The following is a 23,089-nucleotide window of genomic DNA, read 5'->3' as shown; positions in this document are numbered from 1 at the left end:
GGGGCGCGTGAAATTCAAACCTATAATTCGGCTGCTCCCGGTCTTCAAAAGGTGGCATTGAGAGCCAAAATCCGCTATGGGTGAGGGTTGGAGAGAAAAGCGTTTACGCCATTCAACGGCTGTGTAACGCTTTCAGGAGGGAGGAAGGGGCTCCCCTGCCAGCGGATCCTTGCCGGCAGGGGAATTCCTTCAATATCAGGCAGGAATAGCTGCTTTATCGAATTCTTTCTCCAGCACTTTGGCTTTGTAAGCCTGCTGAATGATTTTACCGAGGGATTGTGCCCAGGGTTTGGCAAAACCTTTGTTGTTGAAGCTGTCCCAGCCTACCACTTCGGCAGCGGTACCGCAGTAGAACACGCAATCTGCGCCTTCCAGCTCTTCCACAGTGATTTGTTTCTCTACCAGGGGTATTCCCAGTTCGTGGCAGATCTCGATTACGGTTGCACGGGTGATACCGGGCAGGATGTTGCCTGGGGCGGGTGTATAGATAGTACCGTCTTTCTCGTAGAATACGTTGGCGCCGGGGCCTTCAGCCACAAAGCCGTCGATATCCAGCAGCAGTGCTTCGTCGAAACCTTTGGACTTCGCTTCCTGAGAGGCGAGGATGGAGTTTACGTACAGACCGGCAGATTTGGATTCGATTTTGAACGCTTTCGGGTTCGGGCGCTGGTAGGAAGAAAGCATTACGCGGAGGAGCTTCTCGCCCAGGTAAGCACCCCATTCCCATGCGCAGATGAGGATGTGCGTTTCTTCAGCTGCCTTCAGCGTCATGTTGGGAGGGCAAATGGCGAGCGGACGGATGTACGCTTCTTCCATATTGTTCAATTCCAGGATCTTATAGCATGCGTCGATCAATTCTTGGTTGTTGAAGTCATACGGCATGTGGATCAGTTCGCAGGAGCGCTTAAAACGGTCGAAGTGCTCTTTCGCCTTGAAGATCTTCACTTCCCCGCTGGCGGTTTTATATGCGCGGATCCCTTCAAATACTGCGTATCCGTAGTGCAGCGACTGGCCGTACAAGTCGATTTTGGCCTCAGAGGCTTTCTGGAAAGCCCCGTTAAAGTAAAGAATCGTGTTTTCGTTGTAATAGCTATACATAAAAATTGGAATTTGCGTACCCAAAAAAAAAGCCTTCCCGGTGGAGGAAGGCGTTTATTGTTTGTTATTATTATACACGCTGGTCTATCCTCCAATTGGCTGGCGGGTAATAATGACAACGACGATCACGACGAGCGTAATGGCCCAGTTGAGCTGAGCTACGATGTGATTGATTGCGTTATTGTCTTTGTTTACCCACATGGAGGTGCTGATGATTTTTTGTTATCTACACAAATGTATAAGGGTTGAAAATAAAAACCAACACAAATCTCAATATTTTGAGAAAAATTAATCCCGACTCCGTTTTTTAAGAATATCGAAATAACTCAGCTATATTTTGGATAAATTTCAAAAATACCGCAATATACCCGCACGCCATCTAACATAAAAAATGCCCTCCCGGCTTTACCAGGAGGGCATTCCCTATAATATATACGTTTCCTTTAGGAAGCGAGGCACTTATCGATCACCGCCTGCAGCGCAGGTTGCTTTTCGATGAGGCACTCCAGCAGCGTAAGCTGGTTCTTCGCACGGTTGAAGTTATGCTCAGGATACTTGATGGGATAATACACGTCACCATTCAGGTAATCTGTCAGGAAACGGATGCCCTGCATATAGATCATGAACTTGCCGGCATAGAAAAGGTGTTGTTTCTCAGTTTCGGTAAGCGTACTGCCTACTTCTGAGAGGTATCCTTTCATAAGGGCTTCGTAATATTCCTCCCGTACCTGTATCTGGCTGAAATCACGCTCTTCCTCCGATACGGGGCATACATAGGTACGCACCATATCCCCCAGGTCGGAAATTACCTTACCGGGCATCAGGGTGTCCAGATCACATACGCAGATGCCTTCGAAGGTATCCTTCTTCAGCAAAACGTTATTGATCTTGGTATCGTGATGCATGAGGCGGTCGGTAAACTCAGGGTTGGTTTTAAGCGACTCAAACGTTACGGCGATATCGCTGTAGCGGAGGAACTGCTCGATGAGTGCTTCGGCAAATGCCTTCCTTTCTTCCTTCGCCGTACGGATGGCCTCCTGGAAGGAAGCGTAGCGCAGGGTGAGATTATGGAAGTTGGGGATAGATGCCCTGAACTCATGCAGGTCAATTCCATGAAACATGCGAGCCATCAAACCGAACTGCTTCGCCGCTTCGTATGCCTGGCGGGTGTTATCTGCCTGGTCTACCGACGTGGAATCCGCGATGAAGGGGATCATGCGCCAGTATTCTTCCCCGTGCTGATACATCTCCTCCCCTTCCTTTGTGGGAATGGCTTTGATGAAGAGGTATTCCGGATGGTGCTGGTCGAGGTAATCGCCGGCCAGCTTCAGGTTGCGGGCAATCACATCCGGCTCGCGGAAAACGTAGGTATTGATCCGCTGGAGGATGTAACGCTGGTTGTTTTCCCCGGTCAGCAGGAATGTGTTATTGATATGTCCGCTCCCGAATTTCTGCATGGAGAACTCGGCGGGCTGAAGCCCGAATGCGCTAAGGATGTCGGTATGTACCATTTTACTTATTTCCAGAGGTTGTCAGGATATTCTCCCTTGTTTACGAGTGCGGACAGAGAGGCCTGCACGCCCGGCGCATCTTCTTTATAGGTAACGCCGAACCATTGCGAGCTGGTAGGGATCACTTTCACGGAGCCGAGGCCGGCAGCGATGAAGGAATCTACCACGATGGGGATGAAGAATTCAGATTTAGGATTGGAGAGATTTTGTTCCAGGAACTGCGTGAAGAGCTTCTCGCTTACTTCGAACACAGAAGGATCGAAGCCCCAGAAGTTCATGGATACCGGCGTTTGAGGGCCCAGTTCCACTTTAACATCACCGTCTTCATAAGCGATCTTACCATCTTCCACGGTGATTTTGGTACGCTCCACGATACCAGCGAGGTTGCCGGCGTCGTTTACTTCGCATACACCACGGGAAACGGAACCGTAATCGCTCACGGTTTTGCCCAGCTCATACCCTACTACGCTGTAGCGGTTAGAGTCGCACTCGTCCTTCAGAAACTCCGCCATCTTTTTGAAAGCGTCGTAGCCGTAGAAGTCGTCTGCATTGATCACTGCAAAAGGCTCATTGATGGCATCTTTCGCACAGAGCACTGCGTGGGCGGTACCCCAGGGCTTGGTACGGTCTGCAGGTACTTCGAAGCCATCCGTAAAGGCTTTCATATCTTGAAAAACGTATGCCGTTTCCACTTTTCCCTTCAGTTTGGGCTCGAATATCTCTTTGAATTCTTCAGCGAAGTTTTCGCGGATAATAAATACGATCTTGCCAAACCCTGCGCGTATAGCGTCATAGATGGAGTAATCGATGATCGTTTCACCGCTGGGGCCAAACTGCTGGATCTGTTTCAAACTTCCATACCGGCTCGCCATTCCGGCTGCCAGGATCAATAAAGTCGGTTGCATTAGCTGATATTAGTTTATAATGTCAAGTCGAATTAATATCGGGGGCTAAAAATAAACATTAAATTTTTCCCAAACCGGTTAAATCCTTATTTTTTCGACCGGTTATACAAAAAAGACGCCGTTTTTATTGAATCCGTCTATTTTTGTAAGCCTGCCTCCTGCGGGAGCAGCACCCCCATTCATGCCAGCACCTATGTATGATAAGCCACGGGGAACGGGGGAAACAGTGAACATGATTTTCAGGTTAACAAACATTTCAAATGAAAAAACTAGTATTGGCGGGAGCCATGGCATCGCTGCTTGCTTCCTGCGCACAACAGGGACCGAAGGAGCAGAAAGAGCAACCTCTTCAACAGCAGCAGCAAACGAAGCCGGATGAGATCAGGGAGAAAATGCAATGGTTCGCCGACGCCAAGCTTGGTATCTTCATTCACTGGGGTATTTACTCCGTGAACGGGATCGATGAAAGCTGGAGCTTCCATAACAAAAAGATCTCACATGCCGATTACATGGCACAGATAAAAGGCTTTACCGCTGACAAATACGATCCCCAGGCCTGGGCAGACCTTATCGCCGCCTCCGGCGCCCGGTATGCGGTGATCACCACCAAACACCACGACGGTGTTGCCCTCTGGGACACGAAGTTCAACGACCTCAGCACCGCCAAAAGCACACCCGCCAAACGCGACGTGCTCACGCCATTCTTCGAGGCCATCCGCCAGCGCGGCATCAAAGCCGGTGCTTACTTCTCGCTGATCGACTGGACCAGCAACGATTATCCCGGATTCCTCAAAGACAGCAGCCGCTATAAGGTTAAAGACGACCCCGAGCGCTGGAAACGCTTCCAGCAATTCTACCAGGGACAATTGGCAGAAGTCATGAACCAGTTCAATCCCGACCTCTGGTGGTTCGACGGCGACTGGGAACACAGTGCTGACGAATGGGAAGCGCAGAAAGTGCGCAAAATGCTCACCACCCATAACCCCAACACCATCATCAACGGCCGCCTTATGGGCTATGGCGATTACGACACGCCGGAACAGAACTTCCCCGTTCAGCGCCCGCATTTCGAATGGTGGGAGCTGTGCATGACCATCAACAACAACTGGGGATGGCAGCCGCAGGATACCAACTGGAAAACACCATATGAAGTAATCACCATCTTCGCCGACGCTATCAGCAATGGTGGTAACATGCTCCTTGACATTGGCCCGAAAGCAGACGGTACCATTCCCCCTGAGCAGGTAAACGTACTGCGCGAGCTGGGCAAATGGAACAAGAAGCACGAAAGCGCCATCTTCAGCACATTGGGAGGCATCCCCCAGGGCCACTTCTATGGACCTACTACTTTAAGTAAAGACTCTACCACATTATACCTCTTCCTCTCCGGCAAAGTAACCGGACAAGTCATGGTGAAAGGGCTCGACAACCAGATCAAAGACATTACGGTTGTTGGCAATGGCACTAAACTGTCGCATAAGATCGTAGGCAAAATCAGCTGGAGCCCTGTGCCCGGCCTTGTTTACATCACCGTGCCTGAAAACGTGCAGGATGAATACATGACTGTTCTGGAACTGAAGCTCGACAAGCCCGTGAAACTGTACCGCGGCAAGGGAGGATTGCAGGGATAGCCAACGCAGTCAATTCCACAGCATAAATACGCACAGATGAAACAAACGCTCCTATCCACTTTAGCCCTGTGCCTGACGTTCGCCGCATCGGCGCAACTGACGGTTAAACCCCAGGTGAACATCGTTCCCGCCCCTGCCTCGCTGGAGGAGAAAACGGGAACGCTGACCCTGCAGGGCACATCCGCCCGGTATTTCGCCAACAGCGAAACCGCCGAGCGTATGGCAAAACTCTATGCCTCCTATCTCGACGCCAATTTCGGCCTGAAGCTCGAAAAAGGCACTATGCAAAACGCACAGGTAATCTTCTCCGACGACGATCACCTGCCCAATGAAGGATACCAGCTCACCGTCACCAACCGGAAAGCGGTGGTGCAGGGGCATGAAGCTGGTCTCTTTTACGGCCTGCAATCCCTGCAGCAGATCTCCCGCAACAAAACAAAGCTGGGTGTGGTGCTGCCGGCTGTAACCATCAAAGACCAGCCGCGCTTCGGCTACCGCGGTGTAATGCTCGATGTAGGCCGGTATTACCTGCCCGTGGAGTACATCAAACAGTATATCGACGTGATTGCCTCCCTGAAGCTCAACCGCTTCCACTGGCACCTCACCGAAGATCAGGGCTGGCGCATAGAGATCAAGAAATACCCGCGCCTCACCACCGTGGGTTCGCAAAGGAAGGAGACCAACAAAGGCCATCTCAGCGAAAATAAGTACGACGGCAAACCGCATGGCGGTTTCTACACCCAGGAAGAGGTGAAAGACATTGTAGCCTATGCTGCACAGCGCTTCGTAACGGTTGTTCCCGAAATCGAAATGCCGGGCCACGCACAGGCTGCACTCGCCTCCTATCCGCAGCTGGGCTGCACTGGCGGCCCTTATGAAGTGTCTACCAAATGGGGTGTACACCGCGAAGTGTTCTGCGCCGGCAACGAGGAAACATTCACTTTCCTTGAAGATGTGCTTACTGAAATACTGCCCCTCTTCCCCAGCCAGTATATCCATATAGGTGGCGACGAATGCCCGAAAGAACGCTGGAAGGAATGCGCCAAATGCCAGTCGCGCATTAAATCGCTGGGCCTGAAAGACGAACACGAATTGCAGAGCTATTTCATCCGCCGGATGGAGAAATTCCTTAATAACAAAGGCCGCAAGATCATTGGCTGGGACGAGATACTCGAAGGAGGCCTTGCGCCCGACGCTACCGTTATGAGCTGGCGGGGTGAGGCCGGTGGCAAAGAAGCTGCCCGTCAGCGTCACGACGTAATCATGACGCCAAACACCTACCTCTATCTCGACTATTACCAGGGCGCTCCCTCGGCTGAGCCACTCGCCATCGGCGGTTACCTGCCACTGGAAAAGGTTTACAGCTACGAGCCGCTCCCTAAAGACCTCACGCCCGAAGAGCAGAAGCATATCATAGGCGTGCAGGGCAACGTGTGGACGGAATACGTACCCTCCGGACCGGTATCCGACTACTTCACTTTCCCCCGCGCCCTCGCGCTCGCGGAAATCACCTGGACGCCAAAGGATAAGAAGGATTACACCGACTTCCGGAAGCGTATGCGCGGCGTTCTGTACGACCTCGACAAACGTGGCGTGAACTTCCGTATCCCTGAAGCTATCGGTGCAGAAAATACCGTGATGGCCGACATTTCAAGCGGCGGTGGCGAAGGCGTAGGCGCCTCTTCCATCCAGAACGCCGCACAGCGTTCCGTAGTGAAGCTGGAGCCTCCCATGGCAGGTGCAGTGATCCGTTATACCACAGATGGCACCACGCCTACAGCGCAAAGCCCTGTAGCAAACGCACCCATCATCATAGCTCCGAAACCCGACGAAACCATTACCTTCAAATACATCGTAACCCTTCCTGAATCCGGCCGCAGCAGTGCGGTGTACAGCAACACCTACACGCGCAAATCGTATAAACCTGCGGTAAGTGTAACGCCCACTGGTAAAGGCGTGAAGTTCCAGGGCTACTTTAAGGCCTTCCCTTCGGCCGCAAAAGTGAGTGGCAATGCCGACACTTCCGGTGTAATGAACGATTTCTCTATCCGTGCATTCCAGCGCCACCCCGAATTTGGCGTAACGTATGAAGGATATGTGAAAGTGGAAGAAGACGGTGTGTATGAAGTAGGCTCGGTTTCCGACGATGGTTCCATCGTGACCATCGATGACGAAGAGGTTGTGAATAACGACGGTGAACATGCAGCAACTGCAAAAACAGGTATAGTTCCCCTGCGTAAAGGCTACCACCGCATCCGCGTGCAGTATTTCGACGCAGGCGGGGGAGACATTTTGCAGGTAACAATCGGACTCAAAGGCAAACAAAGCCTTAACTTGCGGAATGCACTTTACCACTAAAGACTTACTGCAACAATTCAATACAGCATGGCTGCCCGGGAACCTCCAGGCAGCCATGCTGCGTTTGGATCGTATCCATCCGCTGGTGCAGGGCAATAAATGGTTTAAGCTGCAGCGTAATCTTGAAGCAGCCGGCTCCCGTCCGGTTGTAACCTTCGGCGGGCCATGGTCGAACCACCTGCATGCAACCGCTGCAGCCTGCAAATTGCTGGGTTTACCCGTTACAGGGATTGTGCGGGGGGAGGCACCGGCCGTTCCATCCCAAACCCTCAGGGATGCAGCCGGGCTGGGTATGCATATCCTCCACGTTCCCCGGGAATTATACGATGCCCTGAAAAAGGGCGATGTTACCCGGGCGCCGCTCGACCTGCTTCCCCTGCTGGAAAGCGCCTGTATCATCCCGGAAGGGGGTGGAAATGAAGCCGGGGCAGAAGGGTGTGAAGACATCCTTGAACTGGGGGATTTCAGCCCGTATACACACGTTTTATGTGCCGTTGGTACAGGTACTACCCTGGCCGGACTAATAAACGGAGCTGGTAAGCGGGGGCTTAGAGCGGAGATTTGGGGGATTTCAGCGCTGAAAGGGGCTTTTTCACTGGATGATGAGATCCGCGGCCTGCTGAAGGGGGAAATGGTTGAATGGGAAGTATTGCATGATTATCATGAAGGCGGATTTGCTAAGGTAACCCCTGAGCTCATAACGGAAATGAATGATTTTTTCAGGCAAACGTGCATTCCTACTGACCGGGTATATACCGGAAAAATGGTGCTCGCCTTCCGGAAACTGGCAGCAGCAGGAGAATTTCCTCCCGGAAGCAAAATACTGCTGATACATACCGGAGGGCTGCAGGGAAATGCCTCATTACCGCAAGGAAGTTTGCATTTTTAACGGCTGTAGGCCAATACTGGCAAGGTTCTGGTGAAGGATGGGCAGTTCAGTAGACTTTTACAGGACAGCAGCGTATATTTGGCGTTCAGATCCTAAATTTGCCAACTTAAGAGACTAGACAGATGTACTGTATGAAGCAGACGGTTAGATGCATTATCGTGATGATTTTCTTAACGGGAGCCTTTTCTGCCGCCAAAGCGCAGGAAGCCGTGCCGCCCGTATTGCCCGACTTTTCGGCGCTGATTAAAACCGGAAAGATCCAGCTCGACTGGATATCCGGGTTCCCTAATGCCGTGCAGATCGGTGTACAGCGTTCGCTCGACAGTGTGCTGAACTTCACGACCATCGGCTACGCCACTAACCCGGCTACCCAGCGCAATGCTTACCTCGATAATAAGCCCCTCCCCGGTAAAAACTATTACCGCCTGTTTATTCTCTTCAAGAATAACACTTACCTGCACTCCAAAGTAGTACTGGCCACGGCAGATACCTCCATTGCGGGCGATACCAAGATCGGCGCGCAGGACATACCTACGATGACTACTACCTCAGAAGATGGCAAAAAAGAGGTTATCCCCTGGAAACCATCCAATTACATTTACACTACTGCCGACGGCAATATCAATATCAAGCTGCCGATGGCGATGCAGAAGAAGTACCAGGTGAAGTTTTACGAGCCTACAGGCGTGTTCCTGTTTGAGGTGGAGCATGTATCCGAGCCTTTCCTAATACTGGAGAAGGCCATTTTTATGCATGCAGGCTGGTTTGATTTCGAGATTTTCGAGAATGGCAAACTGCTGGAGAAATGGAACCTGTATATTCCTTTGAGCTACCGTTAACGGTTTGCTGCAAATAAGGCGCCTTCCACCATTTCTGCGCCGAAGATTTCCGCGAAATGGTATACGATCCGGGCCCGCACTTCCTCCACAGGCAATGCGCGCCCGGTTTCTTTTTGCATGGAAGTCACAGATTTATCCTGGATGCCGCAGGGAATGATATTTTCAAAGTAAGAGAGGTCGGTATTAACGTTAAGGGCGAAGCCGTGCATGGTAACCCAACGGCTGCAGCGTACCCCCATCGCACAAATCTTACGGGCCCGCCCCGGAGTTTGAGGGTCCAGCCACACACCGGTTTCCCCTTTGGAACGCTCCCCTTTCAGTCCAAAATCCCCGATAGTGCGGATAATTACCTCTTCGAGGTTGCGCAGGTAGCGGCCGATATCGGTATAAAACCTTTCAAGGTCGATGATGGGGTACCCCACAATCTGCTCTGCCCCATGGAAGGTAATATCGCCCCCACGGTTGGTTTCCACGAACTGGATGCCTTTGGCTTCCAGCGCTTCACTGCTCACCAGGAGGTTTTCCGGATGGCCGCTTTTACCGAGGGTATATACAGGGGGATGTTCGCAAAACAGCAGGTGATGGCGGGTTTCGGCAACTGCACCCTCCCCTGCCGCCCGGGCGGCGGCTTTGGCGTCTGTATTCTCCCGGAGGAGCCTTTCCTGCAGGTCCCAGGCCTCCCGGTAAGGGATCTGCCCCAGATCATTCACGATTATCTGCTGTTTCATCGCCTGCAAAGATAACTTAAAGTATCTTTGCAAAAATTTTTACCGATGACCGATCACATGCCGGAACTGGAAGACGAACTCGATAATGGCGAAGGAAGCGAACAGATATTCGAACGCGTGAACCTTGTGGTAGACAAGGGGCAGGAACCCCTGCGTATCGATAAGTTCATCCAGGCCCGCATAGAGGGCGCCACCCGGAATAAGGTACAGCAGTCCATCGAAAAAGGCATGGTACTCGTGAACGATAAGCCCGTAAAAGCGAATTATAAGGTCCGCCCGCTGGACCGGCTCATCGTATATTCCACCCGTAACCCGGAAACTGCCGAAATAAAGCCTGAAAACATCCCGCTCGATATCGTGTATGAAGATGATGATGTAATGGTGGTGAACAAGCACCCCGGCATGGTGGTGCACCCCGGCTGCGGTAATTCGTCAGGCACCCTCGTAAATGCCCTGGCATGGTACCTTGGCGACGAAAACGACCGTTCTGCCGTAGAACCTGCCATCCCCCGGTTCGGCCTCGTACACCGGATTGATAAAAACACGAGCGGCCTGCTGGTGGTAGCGAAGTCTGATAAAGCCATGACCGACCTTGCCAAGCAGTTCTTCGACCACACCGTAGAACGCCGCTATATAGCCCTGGTTTGGGGCGATTTTGAGGAAGATGCAGGCACTATCGTGGCCCACGTAGGCAGGCACCAGCGTTTCCGCAAAATCATGGATGCTTACCCCGACGGGGAATATGGCAAAGAAGCCATCACCCACTACGAAGTACTGGAGCGCCACAATTACGTAACCCTTATCGCCTGCAAACTGGAAACAGGCCGTACACACCAGATCAGGGTACACATGCAGCATACAGGCCACCCGCTTTTTAACGACGACACTTACGGTGGAGACCGTGTTGTGAAAGGAACCGTTTTTGCCAAATACAAGCAATTCGTGGATAACTGTTTCGAGGTCATGCCGCGTCATGCCCTGCATGCGCAAACACTGGGCTTTATCCATCCCCGTACCCGCCAGCACATGCAATTTGAAAGCCCGCTCCCTGCAGACTTTACCGGAGTGCTGGAGAAATGGAGAAGGTACAGAAGGAACAGTGAAGATTGATATATGACGCTGAATGCGTAGTAAATACTTAAAGTAAACAGGAAGGGCAGCCATGTGGCTGCCCTTCCTGTTGGGTGAATTTAACGCATCAGCAACAGCGTTCCGTTTTCCTGCTTTCGCTCTTCTCCTGCCAGCTGGTATTCGCACATCCACACATAGGCTCCTGCCGTTGCAGGCTGCTCCTGAACAAGCCCGTTCCAGCCTTTAGCCGGATCTCTGGATTCAAAGACCAGATTACCCCACCTGTGGAAGATTCGCAGGTGATAGTATGTAAGCACCACTTTAACCACGGGCCTGAACAAATCATGCCGTCCATCGCGGTTTGGGGTAAAAACGTTGGGGAACCATACTGCTGTAATACAATCCTTCATTGTCACAGTTACTTCCTCCCGACCCCGGCAGCCGTTGAAATCAGTCACTTCCAGCCAGTAAGTACCCGGCTGGCGGACAGGTATGGCAGGAGACTGATCTCCCGTACTCCAGCGGTAAGATGAGAAATTGCCTGAGCTTTGAAGGGTGTAGCTTGCCTGCCTGCAGATTTCCATATCACCGGGAAGGAAGCCTGCTGGCAGGTTAGTAAATCGTGCTATTTCTACTGTATCGGCAGCAATACAACCATTTGCACCTGTTACCGTAACCCACCATTTACCCGGCTGATTAACAGTAATGGCATTCGTTTGTGCACCAGTACTCCAGTTCCAGGAAACTCCCGAACCCGCCTGTAATGTTTTACTTCCTCCCTCGCAAAGGATACCATCCTGTGGCAAGCCCACAACCGGAACGGGTAGTATGGCACCAATTATCAGGGTGTCATAGGTTGCGCAGCCTTGCGGGTCAATCGCCTGCACCGTATAGCGGCCGGCGGCTTTTGCATAGAAAGAATGCTCACTGTTACCAGTACTCCATACTACATTGTTGAAACGCGAAGGTGCCTGAAGCAGCAGGGAATCTCCTGCGCAAAGGTTTATATCTGCACCAAGAGTTATTTTCTCTGGCAGGATCATAGTAACACGTACCGTATCCCGCACAAAGCAACCCGGATCTTTTTCAGCAGTAAGTATGTAAACAGTATCCTGATCGGGAAACAGTGTAGCCTGATTACCCTGCAATGTTTTATTAAAATCAGTATTCCAGGTGTAATTGTTAAAGCCCTGTGGTATATCAACTATTACACTTGCTTCCACACATTTCCTGATATCCGGGCCAATGCTGAAAGCATAATCGGGCTGCGGCAGGAGGGTGATTTCCTCAACAAATGTATTGCCGCATTTATCCGTAACCGTTACACTGTAATCTCCCGGTGCCGATGCGGTTAACTTGCGGGTTATACTTCCGTCGTGCCAGAGATAGGAAGCAAAACCATCGCCCGGGTCCAGCACCACTGTATTGCCCTCGCATATAATTCTGTCTGCCCCGAGAACTGCAGTAGTTGCAGATTTCACTACTTCCGCATTCACAAATCCGGATATTATCCTGCAGCCGCCGTCGATACTCCCGGTAATGCTTGTGGCGCCTTCCTTTTTGAATTTAATGATAAGCTCTCCGTCTGATTGGGAAATGATGTCCGCCATTGTGGGATCTGCCGACCAGGAAACAGGCTCCTGGCAGCCGGAAGCTTTGTTGGCCCGGTAAGTGTAAGTCTGAGAAAGATCGCAAATTTTATCAGGTCCGGTAATACTGATGCTACCGCAAGTAGTAGGCACATCGCACGAAGGAACAGCAAACACGGCCGGAACAGGATCGGTATATACGGTTGCCGGTACGATATTGCCCACGCTGATTGGGGAGGCACCGAGCAATGTTGGTACATCTTCCTGCAGAGTTAAGGATACAATAGTTCCGGTTTCCTCCACACTATAACAATTGCCTGCAGTTGCTCCTTCGATCACGCCGTTCCGGTCGGTACGCATAATGATACCTTCTTTCGCGCTTTCATGATATTTAAGGGGGAAGTAATTGCCGGTTAATAGTATTCCTTCACCATCAGCCCTGGCACTTGTAATACCATGTGATTTCAGGTTGATGTATTTACGTGACCAGGCCAGCTTACCATCTTTAGAAAATTTCATGATACTGATAGCGGTATCGCGGCCCTGATAGGTTTCATGGGCGAAGATCAGCGAGTCTCCCGGAGCTGAATCCATGTGGGCAGGTACCGTTTCGCCGATGAACTGATGACTATATGGCCGCACAAGTTGTTTATCTGCAAGCTTCCATCCACCCAATTGCGCTCCGGTTTCCGAATTGAGCCGTACAGCTCCCACGCGATAATCCCAGTTAAACAGTGAAATCTCGCTGTATAATCCTATTCCAAGCGTCAGCTCATTTCCGGATTTCTTCAAATGAAATGCATCTAATTCCTTTCCCGGCACGGAAAACTGGCGTACCCAATCCAGCCCGCCGGTGGCCGCATTAAAGCGTGCCACTGCTAAATATCCGTTAGGATGCTGGCGAACATATTCCAATGCCAGAAAAACAGAACCGTTTTCGCAAATGAGTCCACGGTAAAAAGGATTCAGTCCCTGGAAGTCGATAGCATTTTCCCAAACCACACTTCCGGCAGCACCGTCTATCCGCATGAGGCCATTCGCTATCCCAAGTATGATATCCCCGTTCTCCGCCTCTGTTGCGGAGTTAAACCCGTAAGTGCCGCTGAATGGATAATGAACTTCCTTAGACCATACCACATCACCGTTCTGATCTATTTTCATCAGTGCACCATACCCGTATACTAGTATAGTGTTATCGCTCAGTTTCAGCATTCGTTGCGCAAACTTGGTAGCTCCAATCGAATGATCGAGCACGATATGTTTCGCCCATCGGATAGTACCATCTGGCTTAACTTTCACCAGCTGCGGAAATATGTAGGAGGAATGAAAGAAACGATAAGTCAATGTAAGAATATCACCATCGTCCATCCTGACCCCATCAAACATACTGGTCTCTAAGTTATCTGCTATCTGCGTAAACATGCCCTTTGTGCAGGCGGCGCCCGACCCGGCCGGGCGTAACGGCTTGCATAGTGTAGCAGCACACCCCCCCGAATTCCGGGCAAACAAGCCTGCCTGTTCAGCTGGCAATACGGCGTCTGCCAAAGGTGGTGTCGACTGTATAGAACTCCATGTATAATTAAGGTTAGCTACCAGTACATTATTAGTATTCCAGAGGCCGTATGGCCAGGCTTCACAGGAAGACTGGCCTGCTTTGCCCGTACGATCTGCTTTGGTTACTGCAATGTCTACATTATCCGTTCCTTCAAGGTTTCGGCCAGTGCCCACCCATCCAAAATCTTCCATCAAATCCACATCCATCATGGTTCCTTCCTGATGGTTATAACCTACATTTACAGCTGGCCGCCCTGTTCTGTCCACATGCGAGATTGTTCCTCCGTTGCTAAAAATATAATCGCTGTGGTAACCAACCAGCACTCCATCTCCGGGTACAGGTATAATCCGGGCATATGTTACACGCCCATTGCCCCTTATTGGTCGTATCTCACTTTTAACAGGAGAAACTGTAATATTCCACTGTGCATCGAGCTGCATCATTATCAGAGAGAATTCCGGATTGGGTTCGTCTAAATTACCATATGGCTTATACGTTTTTAATGTCAGGTTGATCCCGCCGGGATGTACCTCAATTGATGCACCTTCTTCGTGCCATCCCGGAGTCGCGGAAAACTTGCGGGCCGCGCTTACGTTTCCATTTGCGAGGTTCATGCGCATCAGGAAGGCATCACGGTAATCGCCACTCGTATACCCGGATATATATAGCTCACCGGAAGATTCAGTCATAGCGAGCACTCCTTCATCATTTCCTTCATCGAACCGCTTAGACCACATTATATCTCCTGCGTTGTTAAGCCGCATCACCAATACATCGGCTACCGCCGAACTATCGTTTATATTGGCAGCAATAGCATACCCGCCTGCAGTGAGCGGCAGCACTTCGATGCCTTTCAGACTATCGGTTATACCGGCGCTGAATTTCCTGTTCCAGGAAACGGTACCATTTGCATCGGTTTTCATTATCCAAAGTGCTCCACCAGGGGACATTGCAGTAACGGATGTTCCTATGGCAATAAATCCGTCGTCAGGCGTTTGTTTTATCCGGTACAGGGTATCATCACCAGCCTGACCATACAATTTCGACCATTCAATATTGCCTGCCGGGTTGAGCTTCATAATGAATCCATCTGTTCCCCCTGCACCACCGGAATTGGAATTGCCAGCCACAACAACATTACCATTTCGGGTATATACAACGGATTGGCCTTCGTCCCTTCCCGGGCCGCCATATTTCGCGTGAAATACTTCCACACAGCGTGTCTGTGCATTCAGGAATGTGGTGTAACAAATGCAACAATAAAAAAAGATAGTGAATCGGATGAATTTCATGCAGTTACAGGGAATATAGACCTAAAAATAAGCAAATTACACAGAAGTCCCGCAAAGGAAGGGTGCCGCCGGGACGCTAATAGTGGCTTAAAGATAGTATTTGTACTGCGATCCCATTACCTCATTCATTCGTATATTCAAACCCGTTTTAACCCACAATGAACACATCCCTATTACCGAATTGCATTGAATCATTGAACCATGCTGTCAACAACCCATTTATAACACCCTCAATGCAAACAACATGAAAAAAATGAAGCCTGCGCTGCTAGCGCTATTCCTTTTCTTTTCCGCTTGCCATAAAAACGCAATGCAGGAGAGCCCAAAACCTGTTACCCAAAAATCAGATCCTGTTCCTGTCCAGTTCAGTGTGGCCGATTTTCTCCGGCAATATGAAACCCTGCCCGGCGGGCGGCGAAGCCCTGATGCCGCAAGAGATTCTTCTCTCGGAAAAATCAACTATATCACTTACCAGGCCATAAAAGATAACATAGCGGTGAGTACCATCCACCAAGATTCACTTACGCCAGCTGCGGATTTCGGCCGCATTCGGGATACTTTGCTGCCCGGCCACTATATCTTCCGTTTTCTGGCCTATACCCACCCGCTCCGGTTCGACAGTACCCTGGGAACGCTCCGCGGATTCGGACATGAGATGGGAGAAAACAATGTACTCGATCCCATTGGCGATATTTTCGTTGCCGCAGTGGCCTATTCCGTATCTCCGGACTCTCCTGCCATCGTGCATGCGCAAAAGCTGGAACGTATGGTAGGTAAGGTGGTGCTGAACATAAAAGACGCCGAAGCTATTTACCAACAGAACTACGACATTGAGATCTTCATATACCCCACCTGGCAATTTTATTACTGGGACGGTGGCACTGCTCCCAACCTCTTACCATACAACTCCCTTGTGCCACGTACAGGTGCACGAACTTTTGAAGCATTCCTTTTCCCATCCGGCAGTCCGTCGTACCAGGTATGGATCAATGTGCGGAATAAGCAAAACGGAGAAGTGGTACTGGCCAGACCCATTCCAGGGGTTACCATTTCCCCTAACCGCAAAACGATCCTCACTGGTAGTCTTTTCGGCCCCACCGCCTGGGATCTTCATTTGAATGATGAATGGGACGATGATATCGATCTGGAGTTTTAACAACGGTTAAGAACGAGGCCGTCTCTCCTGTTTAAAAACCGGGAGGCGGCTTCGCTGTAATTCCAGAAATGTCGAAGATGTGCTATCAAATCAATATTGTGATCGAGATTGCATCATGGAGGTGGATAATAAATTGATATTAAACAGATTAAGACACCCATTTAGAACAAGGAGGAGCTGTTAGAGCATGAGCCATATAAAGTCCAAACCGGTTTATTTGTCTCAAAAGGCCCCGGAATATGTCATGTATGCACTCCTTTTGGTACCTGTAATATGACTAGGTTCGGGTAAATTTTCCCACATGATGTTATCAGGAAAAAACGCGGTGATTTATGGCGCCGGAGGCTCCCTCGGCGGAACCATCGCGCAGGCCTTTGCACAGGAAGGCGCCATTCTGTACCTCACCGGCAGAAATACGGACTCGGTGAACAAAAAGGCGGAAGCCATTCGTGCCGTCGGAGGCGAGTGTCATACAGCAGTTGTGGATGCGCTAAATGCTGTGGCTATAGAAAAGCATCTGGCAGGCTTGCCACGTGTTGATATTTCATTTAATGCTATTGGCTGGGAAGACAGGCAGGATTTGCCGCTGACGGATATGGATCCTGAAGATTTCCTGCGGCCGCTGCGGAGAGCCATGGAAACGGAATTTCTTACATGTACCGCAGCTGCACGGGCGATGATGCGGCAGCAATCCGGCGTTATACTCACGTTAACGGCTACGCCGGGAGGTATAGGGTATCCGCATGTTGGTGGATTTGGTCCTGCATGCTGTGCAGTTGAAAGCCTGACTCGTAATCTCGCATCAGAAGTGGGGCCTTATGGTGTGCGTGTGGTAAACATCCGTTCAGGAGGTTCGCCTGACTCCCGCCCTTTCCGTGAGGCCATAGAACAGGGAGGTGATGTAGTGAAAGAATTCCTGCATAAGCTGGAAGCAGACACCATGCTGAAGAAGATGCCTATGATGGATGACATCGCCAATGCAGCAGTTTTTCTCGCATCTTCCCGGGCGGATAAAATCACCGGCGTTACACTTGATATTACTTGTGGCACTACCAGTGCATTGAACTATACAGTTCCAACTATTCCCTTCCTCCAACACGATTAACTCCCCTTCCGTCTCGCCCCCGGCTACACGAAATAGCCGGGAATTTTTCTCAAAATATTGTACTGCGCAGGTAGGTTGCGTTGTATCGGTTTACCTTTACAACATGATAACCGATTTACCTTTAATAACTGTAACCCGTGAAGTTTATTTCCCACACAATTCATCTTCCCTACAATATCTATTGTAATTATTCGTATTAATAGGTTGACGAAATATTTAGCATTGACATGAAATAAAATATCCCGGATACCCATGTTTGTCATTGCCTGTGTTTAATCCAATTTCAAAATGAAAATAAATCCTTTACGCTGCATGCGCCCGAACCCAATGCAGCCCTATGTCACATTCGCCGCAAAATGTCCGATTAAACTGATGACATATTCCTTGCTGCACTAATGCTTTGATGTCAGTAAAATCCTGACGGTCATCAAAGTCGGCAGTAACTCCCATGCTTATGCCCGCATGTGGTATGGACGTGTTATGCCCAGTTGTTATCGAATGCATTACTCTCAACAATTTTTCACTAAAAATTCAATACTTATGAAACAAACCCTTTGCGTCATCGCAACAACAGCCCTGTTTTTCTTTGCATGTAAAAAGCAATCAACCGAAGCTCCAGAAACATATTACCCCTCCGGAGAAAAGTACCCGATTCAAGTCAATGTATCTGATTTCATTAAAAAAGTTGAAACGATGCCACTGCCTGGGGCACGGAATACATCTCCACAGGCAAAAGATTCTTTACTGTCTAATAAAGTATCGCATATCATCTATGGTGTATTCCAGCAGCCCAATCATACTTTTATCCGGCAGATCCGACAGTCTGTTAATGTTAATCCCATCACCTTTGGTTCTATTCGCGATTCACTTCCTGCAGGAAATTATACCATTCTGCTAATTGCAGCGCAAGACTCCGTTAATTATGTTGAAGGAACTTATATGTGGATGGTACCTCACATTGAGTATGGTGTTTTAGCTCCGCTAGGTGATGTTTATGCAAAAATGTTTGATTTCACTGTTACTCCCGGAGCCCCGAATGTGATTGAAGGAACAACATTGAACCGTGCTACTGGTAAAATTGAAGTGAATGTGCTGGATGGTGCAGCACTGGAAGCCAATAACCAGGAAGTAGTTGTAACTGTATCTAATCTGAATCATCGGTTCCATGTAAGTAATTTTCAGTCTGAGTGGGAAATGGAGTTGCCCATGACCACACTCTCTCGCATCACTGCAACCCGGTATGAAGGTCATATTCTTAACAAAAATGATCTCTATGTTACTATCAAGGTAAAGGATAAATCAACCGGCGCAGTCATCTCCACCAAAACATTGAGCAATATCGCCGTTGGAGTCAACCAACGTACGATTATTTCAGGCAACCTCACCGGCGCTAATTCCAACTCTAATGGCAACTGGGACATCCACTTGAACCAGGACTGGAATTCCGACATCGTGGTTGAATTTTAAAGAATAAATATGAAACGTTGTTTAGTAAAAGCCAAAACTAAACAACCCCGCCTCTAAAAAATATATTCCTTAATCACCCACTAAAAACATTATCATCATGAGACAGATTTTATTTTCAGCCTGTATACTGGGATTTGCCTTATTGGCTTGCAAGAAGGAAATTGCCCCGGAGGAGCCTTCTGTTGTATCTGACAAAAAAATAGCTGTTCAATTCAATGTTTCAGACTTCCTGCGGCAGCAGGAAGTCCTGCCTACTCCCGGTGGAAGAAAATATCAAACTGCCCAGGGCAGAGACTCCCTGCTGTCTGAAAAAGTTTCCAATGTTTACTATTTCGCATTTGAAAAATCCAGCGGAAATAAAGTACACCTCAAACATCAAACCCCTGCCAATTCCGGCCTCAATTTCGGGTTAATTAAGGATACTCTTTTACCAGGAAGCTATACCATTCTGATGGTTGCATCTATTGACTCTCTCAGGATTATCAGCGATGGAGAAATTATGGGATCTGGTCCGGAACTGGGAACTTTAAGAGCCTCCTACAATTGGGATAATCAAGATTTCCTGTATCCGCTGAAAGATCAGTTCTTCAAAAAATTTGACCTGATTGTTCCTTCCTCCGGAGAAGTACCCCAGGCAAATATCAGCCTCGACAGATACATGAGTAAAATCGAAGTACGGGTGAATGATGCCGCTGCACTGGAAGCAGACAACAAGGATATTGAAGTTATTGCTTTCGGAGCACACAATAATTTCCATTACAACAGCGCCAGCCCCAGCTGGGGTGGTTTGAATCTCCGGTTCTCAAAATCCTCAGGCAATACTTATACAGCATATGCTTTACCTTCTGCCGCACCACATTACGAAGTCAAAGTAATTGTTAAAGAAAGAGGAACAGGCACCGTCCTGAACACGAAGGTTATCCCGAATGTGACTGCCACCAAAAACAAAGCAACTATTCTTAGTGGTAATGCACTGTCTGTTACGCCAACTGAAGAAAAACCTGAATGGCATATACAGTTGAATGTAATCTGGGAAGCCTCCAGCCCGGTCATTGATTTTTGATCCCGGTCATTTTAAATTACCAGCTCCCGTGCCCTTAAAGCCCGGGGGCTAATTATTTTATTAAAAACAATCTACATATCAGAAATTCCGCTAATTTAGCGGTGTCATGGTTCCTATGTTCAACCGTTTCAGGACGCTTCACCTCTTCCTGCTATTTCTCCTGGTGGCTGTATCTTTTTCCGCCGCCGCACGCCCCCGTCTCACCAACTTTACCTGGAACACCACCTGCCTTAACGACAGCGTTGCTTTCACCATCACCGACGATACCACCGGCATAGATTCCGTGAAATGGTATTTCGTGAGCCCTCCGGTAAACACCGAAGATTCCAGTAACCGCATCACCGGTGCCAAATACCGGTATACAATGCCCGGCACTTACACCGTCACCCTTAAAGCATACCGCAACGGGGTAGAGGATATTTCCATACAGTCGATCACCATTGTACCGCGACAAAACATCGACCTCGGGCCTCAGAATATAACTATCTGCGAAGGCGGCAATATCACACTTACCGCTCCTGCCATACCCGGTGCTACCTATGAATGGTATTATCTTGAGGATACCGTGCCCGGCACCAATACTTTCACCGCTACAGAAATGGCTACCTATCACGTTGCCATCAACGGCTGCCGCGAAATAGATTCGGTGAACCTGTTCATCTCCCCCATTCCAACCATCGATCTGGGGCCTAACCGAACACTTTGTACCGGCGAACTTTTCACACTCGATGCTACGGCTCAGAACGCCACATACGTCTGGAGTACAGGGGAAACAACGCCCACTATCGTGGCTTCCGGAACTGGAGGCACCTATCGCGTAACCGCTACGGTAGATGGCTGCGGTGATTATACCGATGATGTCACCATCACCTTCGCAGGAGCGCCCTACCCTTTCAATCTTGGCAACGATACCCTGCTCTGCCCCGGCGAATCCATTTTGCTGAATGCGGCACGACCCGGCGCTACCGCCTATGATTGGAGCACCAGTGCCACCTCCCCCACCATCACTGTGCGCCGGAGCGGTAATTTTTCAGTGTTCGTTAACATCAATAACATCTGTTCAGTTATAGATACCATCGAAGTACAATACAGCCGCCTGCGCGACTTTAGCCTGGGTAACGACACTTCCCTTTGCCAGGGCAACTTTCTTGTGCTATCTGCCGACCATGGCACCGGCAATTACCGCTGGCAGGACGGCTCCGATCAGGCTACCTATTACGTAGACTCAACCGGTTATTATAGTGTGCGGGTGCAGATAGGGCGGTGTGTAGAGCAGGATACCATTCGTGTTGTATTTGAGGATTCTCTCCGGGTGTACCTTGGTGAGGACACACTCATGTGCCTTGGCGAAACACTGAACCTTCGTCCATTTGGCGGGGGGAGTAATTATAAGTGGCAAGACAGTTCCACTGTATCCACCTTCCCCGTTACTACCCGCGGCTGGTACGCTGTTGTAGCACAAAATGCCTGCGGCAGGGCGGTAGATTCTATCCGCGTAAGCTTCGCTCCCTGCGATTGCGTGATGTACTTCCCTACCGGCTTTACTCCGAACGGGGATGGTACCAATGATTTCTTCCGGCCTAAATACCGGTGTGAAATTGGTCAGTATAAGCTCAGTATCTACAACCGAATTGGTAATTTCATGTTCCATACCACAGATCCGCAGGTGGCCTGGAACGGATTTTATAACGGCATCCCGGCCGATGTTGGCACTTATGTATGGATCGTGGAGTATGTAGACCTGGCAAACCTGAAATATTACCGGAAGCAGGGTACCGTTACCCTCATCCGCTAAAAGATAGCTGTAAAATGAAAAATCCCCCCGGCAGAACCGGGGGGATTTTTTTATGGAAAGAGGGCGATATCAGTTTTTGAATTCTGAGAAGCGTGCGGTAAATACGGCCGTTTCCCTTTTCTTGAAAGGTACATTCCAGGTACCATCATACGTAATGAGAGCAGGCAGCAGGAGATCTCCGGATTTAGTCATCTGCACATTCATTTTCACATTGAAATCGAAAATGAGGGTTTTGTAAGACAGGGAATACTTACGCCCAACTATTTCCATCGTTTCCTTATTAAACCAGGTAATCAGCTCATCATACACGATCTCGGCACGGTCGATGCTGCTGAGGCTTTTCTTCATAACTGCACTAAAAACATAGCAATCCACACCTGCAAGTGCATGTGATGTGACGCTGAAATCGTAATACCGCATAAGATGGGGATCGAAAACGGCTACTTTGCTGCCAACAACCGGCACCCCTGTAATTGGTTTTCCGGGGTTGAAGATGAGCTGCTTAAGCTGTGAGCGATGGCGGGCCAGACTTCCTTTGGCAGGGCCGCTCTCGTCTCCGCAAACAGTACCTTTCGTGAAAAACAGGTTCGCGTACAGCTCGGCGGTGTAATAATTGTAGCCGCCTTTGCGGTCGTAGAAATTGCCGGTAGTTTTCTCGGTTAGCACCTGCATGCTGCGGCAGCCGTTCTGCATCTGTTGTTGGGTGCGTGATACGAGGGAGGCGATTGTTTTACCGCCTTTACGGTCGGTGATCCTGATATCATTTTCGGCAGTGAAACCTACTATGCGGAGATTCTTGAAAGCGCGGTAAAAAGTAGTGTCTTCCTCTACGCGGCGGATGAATCCGTTTACGTCGAAGCCTACACGTTTGGCTTTTACAACATGCTCGTCGAGATTGACGGTCATGCCTTTATATCGTGCGGTATCCTGTGCGGAAGCGGATATGGCGGGAAGGGTTAGTAAGATCAGGAGGATTTTTCGCATTGCTCAAAAGTAAGTATTTCCTGTCAGGCATGTGCAAGAATCGGGCCTGAAGG

The 23,089-nt window shown here is 49.6% G+C and carries 17 protein-coding genes; 11 read left to right on the top strand and 6 right to left on the bottom strand.

From position 1 onward, the window contains the following. Positions 1–195 precede the first annotated feature (195 nt). Positions 196–1,098, bottom strand: a complete 903-nt coding sequence (locus DEV76_RS13725) for a branched-chain amino acid transaminase (RefSeq protein ID WP_109698483.1) — start codon at positions 1,096–1,098, stop codon at positions 196–198. Positions 1,099–1,110: 12 nt separating this feature from the next. Here DEV76_RS13725 and DEV76_RS25930 point away from each other — a divergent pair, with 12 nt between their 5' ends. After that, positions 1,111–1,347 (top strand): hypothetical protein, encoded by a 237-nt coding sequence (locus tag DEV76_RS25930; protein ID WP_142676385.1) that lies wholly within the window; start codon positions 1,111–1,113, stop codon positions 1,345–1,347. A 194-nt stretch (positions 1,348–1,541) separates the two neighbouring features. Here DEV76_RS25930 and DEV76_RS13720 read toward each other — a convergent pair whose 3' ends face one another. Both DEV76_RS13720 and DEV76_RS13715 read right to left on the bottom strand, forming a co-directional pair. Next, positions 1,542–2,609, bottom strand: a complete 1,068-nt coding sequence (locus tag DEV76_RS13720) for a phosphotransferase enzyme family protein (protein ID WP_109698482.1) — start codon at positions 2,607–2,609, stop codon at positions 1,542–1,544. A 5-nt stretch (positions 2,610–2,614) separates the two neighbouring features. Next, positions 2,615–3,514: a sugar phosphate nucleotidyltransferase gene (locus tag DEV76_RS13715; RefSeq protein ID WP_109698481.1), complete on the bottom strand. Its 900-nt coding sequence runs from the start codon at positions 3,512–3,514 to the stop codon at positions 2,615–2,617. A 260-nt stretch (positions 3,515–3,774) separates the two neighbouring features. Here DEV76_RS13715 and DEV76_RS13710 point away from each other — a divergent pair, with 260 nt between their 5' ends. The 4 genes from DEV76_RS13710 (at position 3,775) to DEV76_RS13695 (ending at position 9,231) form a co-directional block, all read left to right on the top strand. Next, positions 3,775–5,145 carry an alpha-L-fucosidase gene (locus tag DEV76_RS13710; protein ID WP_109698480.1) on the top strand — a complete coding sequence of 457 codons (1,371 nt, stop codon included), beginning with the start codon at positions 3,775–3,777 and terminating at the stop codon, positions 5,143–5,145. Positions 5,146–5,181: 36 nt separating this feature from the next. After that, the gene (locus DEV76_RS13705; protein ID WP_109698479.1) at positions 5,182–7,503 is read left to right on the top strand and encodes a family 20 glycosylhydrolase; all 2,322 of its coding nucleotides are present in this window, start codon (positions 5,182–5,184) and stop codon (positions 7,501–7,503) included. After that, complete coding sequence (locus DEV76_RS13700; RefSeq protein WP_109698478.1) at positions 7,487–8,392, top strand: 1-aminocyclopropane-1-carboxylate deaminase/D-cysteine desulfhydrase; 906 nt, start codon at positions 7,487–7,489, stop codon at positions 8,390–8,392. The genes DEV76_RS13705 and DEV76_RS13700 overlap by 17 nt, the downstream gene beginning before the upstream one ends. A gap of 131 nt (positions 8,393–8,523) precedes the next feature. After that, positions 8,524–9,231: a hypothetical protein gene (locus tag DEV76_RS13695; protein ID WP_157962882.1), complete on the top strand. Its 708-nt coding sequence runs from the start codon at positions 8,524–8,526 to the stop codon at positions 9,229–9,231. Here DEV76_RS13695 and lipB read toward each other — a convergent pair. Continuing rightward, a complete protein-coding gene (gene lipB, locus DEV76_RS13690; RefSeq protein ID WP_109698476.1) occupies positions 9,228–9,959 on the bottom strand; it encodes a lipoyl(octanoyl) transferase LipB in 732 nt (243 codons plus the stop codon). The two genes, DEV76_RS13695 and lipB, sit on opposite strands and share 4 nt — an antisense overlap. 45 nt (positions 9,960–10,004) lie before the next feature. On the opposite strand from lipB, the gene DEV76_RS13685 reads away from it, so the two are divergent. Next, positions 10,005–11,069 carry an RluA family pseudouridine synthase gene (locus DEV76_RS13685; protein ID WP_109698475.1) on the top strand — a complete coding sequence of 355 codons (1,065 nt, stop codon included), beginning with the start codon at positions 10,005–10,007 and terminating at the stop codon, positions 11,067–11,069. Positions 11,070–11,149: 80 nt separating this feature from the next. Here the strand turns inward: DEV76_RS13685 and DEV76_RS13680 are convergent, their stop codons facing one another. Then, positions 11,150–15,466 carry a T9SS type B sorting domain-containing protein gene (locus DEV76_RS13680; protein WP_109698474.1) on the bottom strand — a complete coding sequence of 1,439 codons (4,317 nt, stop codon included), beginning with the start codon at positions 15,464–15,466 and terminating at the stop codon, positions 11,150–11,152. A gap of 310 nt (positions 15,467–15,776) precedes the next feature. On the opposite strand from DEV76_RS13680, the gene DEV76_RS13675 reads away from it, so the two are divergent. The 5 genes from DEV76_RS13675 (at position 15,777) to DEV76_RS13650 (ending at position 22,052) form a co-directional block, all read left to right on the top strand. Beyond that, positions 15,777–16,622, top strand: a complete 846-nt coding sequence (locus DEV76_RS13675; RefSeq protein WP_232826945.1) for a hypothetical protein — start codon at positions 15,777–15,779, stop codon at positions 16,620–16,622. Positions 16,623–16,923: 301 nt separating this feature from the next. Further along, complete coding sequence (locus tag DEV76_RS13670; RefSeq protein ID WP_109698472.1) at positions 16,924–17,727, top strand: SDR family NAD(P)-dependent oxidoreductase; 804 nt, start codon at positions 16,924–16,926, stop codon at positions 17,725–17,727. Between the two features lie 540 nt (positions 17,728–18,267). Continuing rightward, positions 18,268–19,194 (top strand): hypothetical protein, encoded by a 927-nt coding sequence (locus tag DEV76_RS13660; RefSeq protein ID WP_109698470.1) that lies wholly within the window; start codon positions 18,268–18,270, stop codon positions 19,192–19,194. A 97-nt stretch (positions 19,195–19,291) separates the two neighbouring features. Next, positions 19,292–20,257 (top strand): FimB/Mfa2 family fimbrial subunit, encoded by a 966-nt coding sequence (locus DEV76_RS13655; RefSeq protein WP_109698469.1) that lies wholly within the window; start codon positions 19,292–19,294, stop codon positions 20,255–20,257. Between the two features lie 106 nt (positions 20,258–20,363). Next, a complete protein-coding gene (locus DEV76_RS13650; protein WP_109698468.1) occupies positions 20,364–22,052 on the top strand; it encodes a T9SS type B sorting domain-containing protein in 1,689 nt (562 codons plus the stop codon). A 69-nt stretch (positions 22,053–22,121) separates the two neighbouring features. Here the strand turns inward: DEV76_RS13650 and DEV76_RS13645 are convergent, their stop codons facing one another. Continuing rightward, positions 22,122–23,036: a hypothetical protein gene (locus tag DEV76_RS13645; RefSeq protein ID WP_109698467.1), complete on the bottom strand. Its 915-nt coding sequence runs from the start codon at positions 23,034–23,036 to the stop codon at positions 22,122–22,124. Positions 23,037–23,089: the final 53 nt, after the last annotated feature.

The sequence above is a fragment of the Chitinophaga deserti genome, from assembly GCF_003149455.1.
In the GTDB taxonomy this organism is placed as follows: Bacteria; Bacteroidota; Bacteroidia; order Chitinophagales; family Chitinophagaceae; genus Chitinophaga; species Chitinophaga deserti.
This window is presented reverse-complemented; position numbering and strand designations above follow the sequence as displayed.

What these genes read in the sequence shown, in the direction of transcription:
- DEV76_RS13725 (WP_109698483.1), bottom strand. Translation starts at nt 1,098, where the DNA reads ATGTATAGCTATTACAACGAAAACACGATTCTTTACTTTAACGGGGCT.
- DEV76_RS13720 (WP_109698482.1), bottom strand. Translation starts at nt 2,609, where the DNA reads ATGGTACATACCGACATCCTTAGCGCATTCGGGCTTCAGCCCGCCGAG.
- DEV76_RS13715 (WP_109698481.1), bottom strand. Translation starts at nt 3,514, where the DNA reads ATGCAACCGACTTTATTGATCCTGGCAGCCGGAATGGCGAGCCGGTAT.
- DEV76_RS13710 (WP_109698480.1), top strand. Translation starts at nt 3,775, where the DNA reads ATGAAAAAACTAGTATTGGCGGGAGCCATGGCATCGCTGCTTGCTTCC.
- DEV76_RS13705 (WP_109698479.1), top strand. Translation starts at nt 5,182, where the DNA reads ATGAAACAAACGCTCCTATCCACTTTAGCCCTGTGCCTGACGTTCGCC.
- DEV76_RS13700 (WP_109698478.1), top strand. Translation starts at nt 7,487, where the DNA reads ATGCACTTTACCACTAAAGACTTACTGCAACAATTCAATACAGCATGG.
- DEV76_RS13695 (WP_157962882.1), top strand. Translation starts at nt 8,524, where the DNA reads ATGAAGCAGACGGTTAGATGCATTATCGTGATGATTTTCTTAACGGGA.
- lipB (WP_109698476.1), bottom strand. Translation starts at nt 9,959, where the DNA reads ATGAAACAGCAGATAATCGTGAATGATCTGGGGCAGATCCCTTACCGG.
- DEV76_RS13685 (WP_109698475.1), top strand. Translation starts at nt 10,005, where the DNA reads ATGACCGATCACATGCCGGAACTGGAAGACGAACTCGATAATGGCGAA.
- DEV76_RS13680 (WP_109698474.1), bottom strand. Translation starts at nt 15,466, where the DNA reads ATGAAATTCATCCGATTCACTATCTTTTTTTATTGTTGCATTTGTTAC.
- DEV76_RS13675 (WP_232826945.1), top strand. Translation starts at nt 15,777, where the DNA reads ATGCAGGAGAGCCCAAAACCTGTTACCCAAAAATCAGATCCTGTTCCT.
- DEV76_RS13670 (WP_109698472.1), top strand. Translation starts at nt 16,924, where the DNA reads ATGATGTTATCAGGAAAAAACGCGGTGATTTATGGCGCCGGAGGCTCC.
- DEV76_RS13660 (WP_109698470.1), top strand. Translation starts at nt 18,268, where the DNA reads ATGAAACAAACCCTTTGCGTCATCGCAACAACAGCCCTGTTTTTCTTT.
- DEV76_RS13655 (WP_109698469.1), top strand. Translation starts at nt 19,292, where the DNA reads ATGAGACAGATTTTATTTTCAGCCTGTATACTGGGATTTGCCTTATTG.
- DEV76_RS13650 (WP_109698468.1), top strand. Translation starts at nt 20,364, where the DNA reads ATGGTTCCTATGTTCAACCGTTTCAGGACGCTTCACCTCTTCCTGCTA.
- DEV76_RS13645 (WP_109698467.1), bottom strand. Translation starts at nt 23,036, where the DNA reads ATGCGAAAAATCCTCCTGATCTTACTAACCCTTCCCGCCATATCCGCT.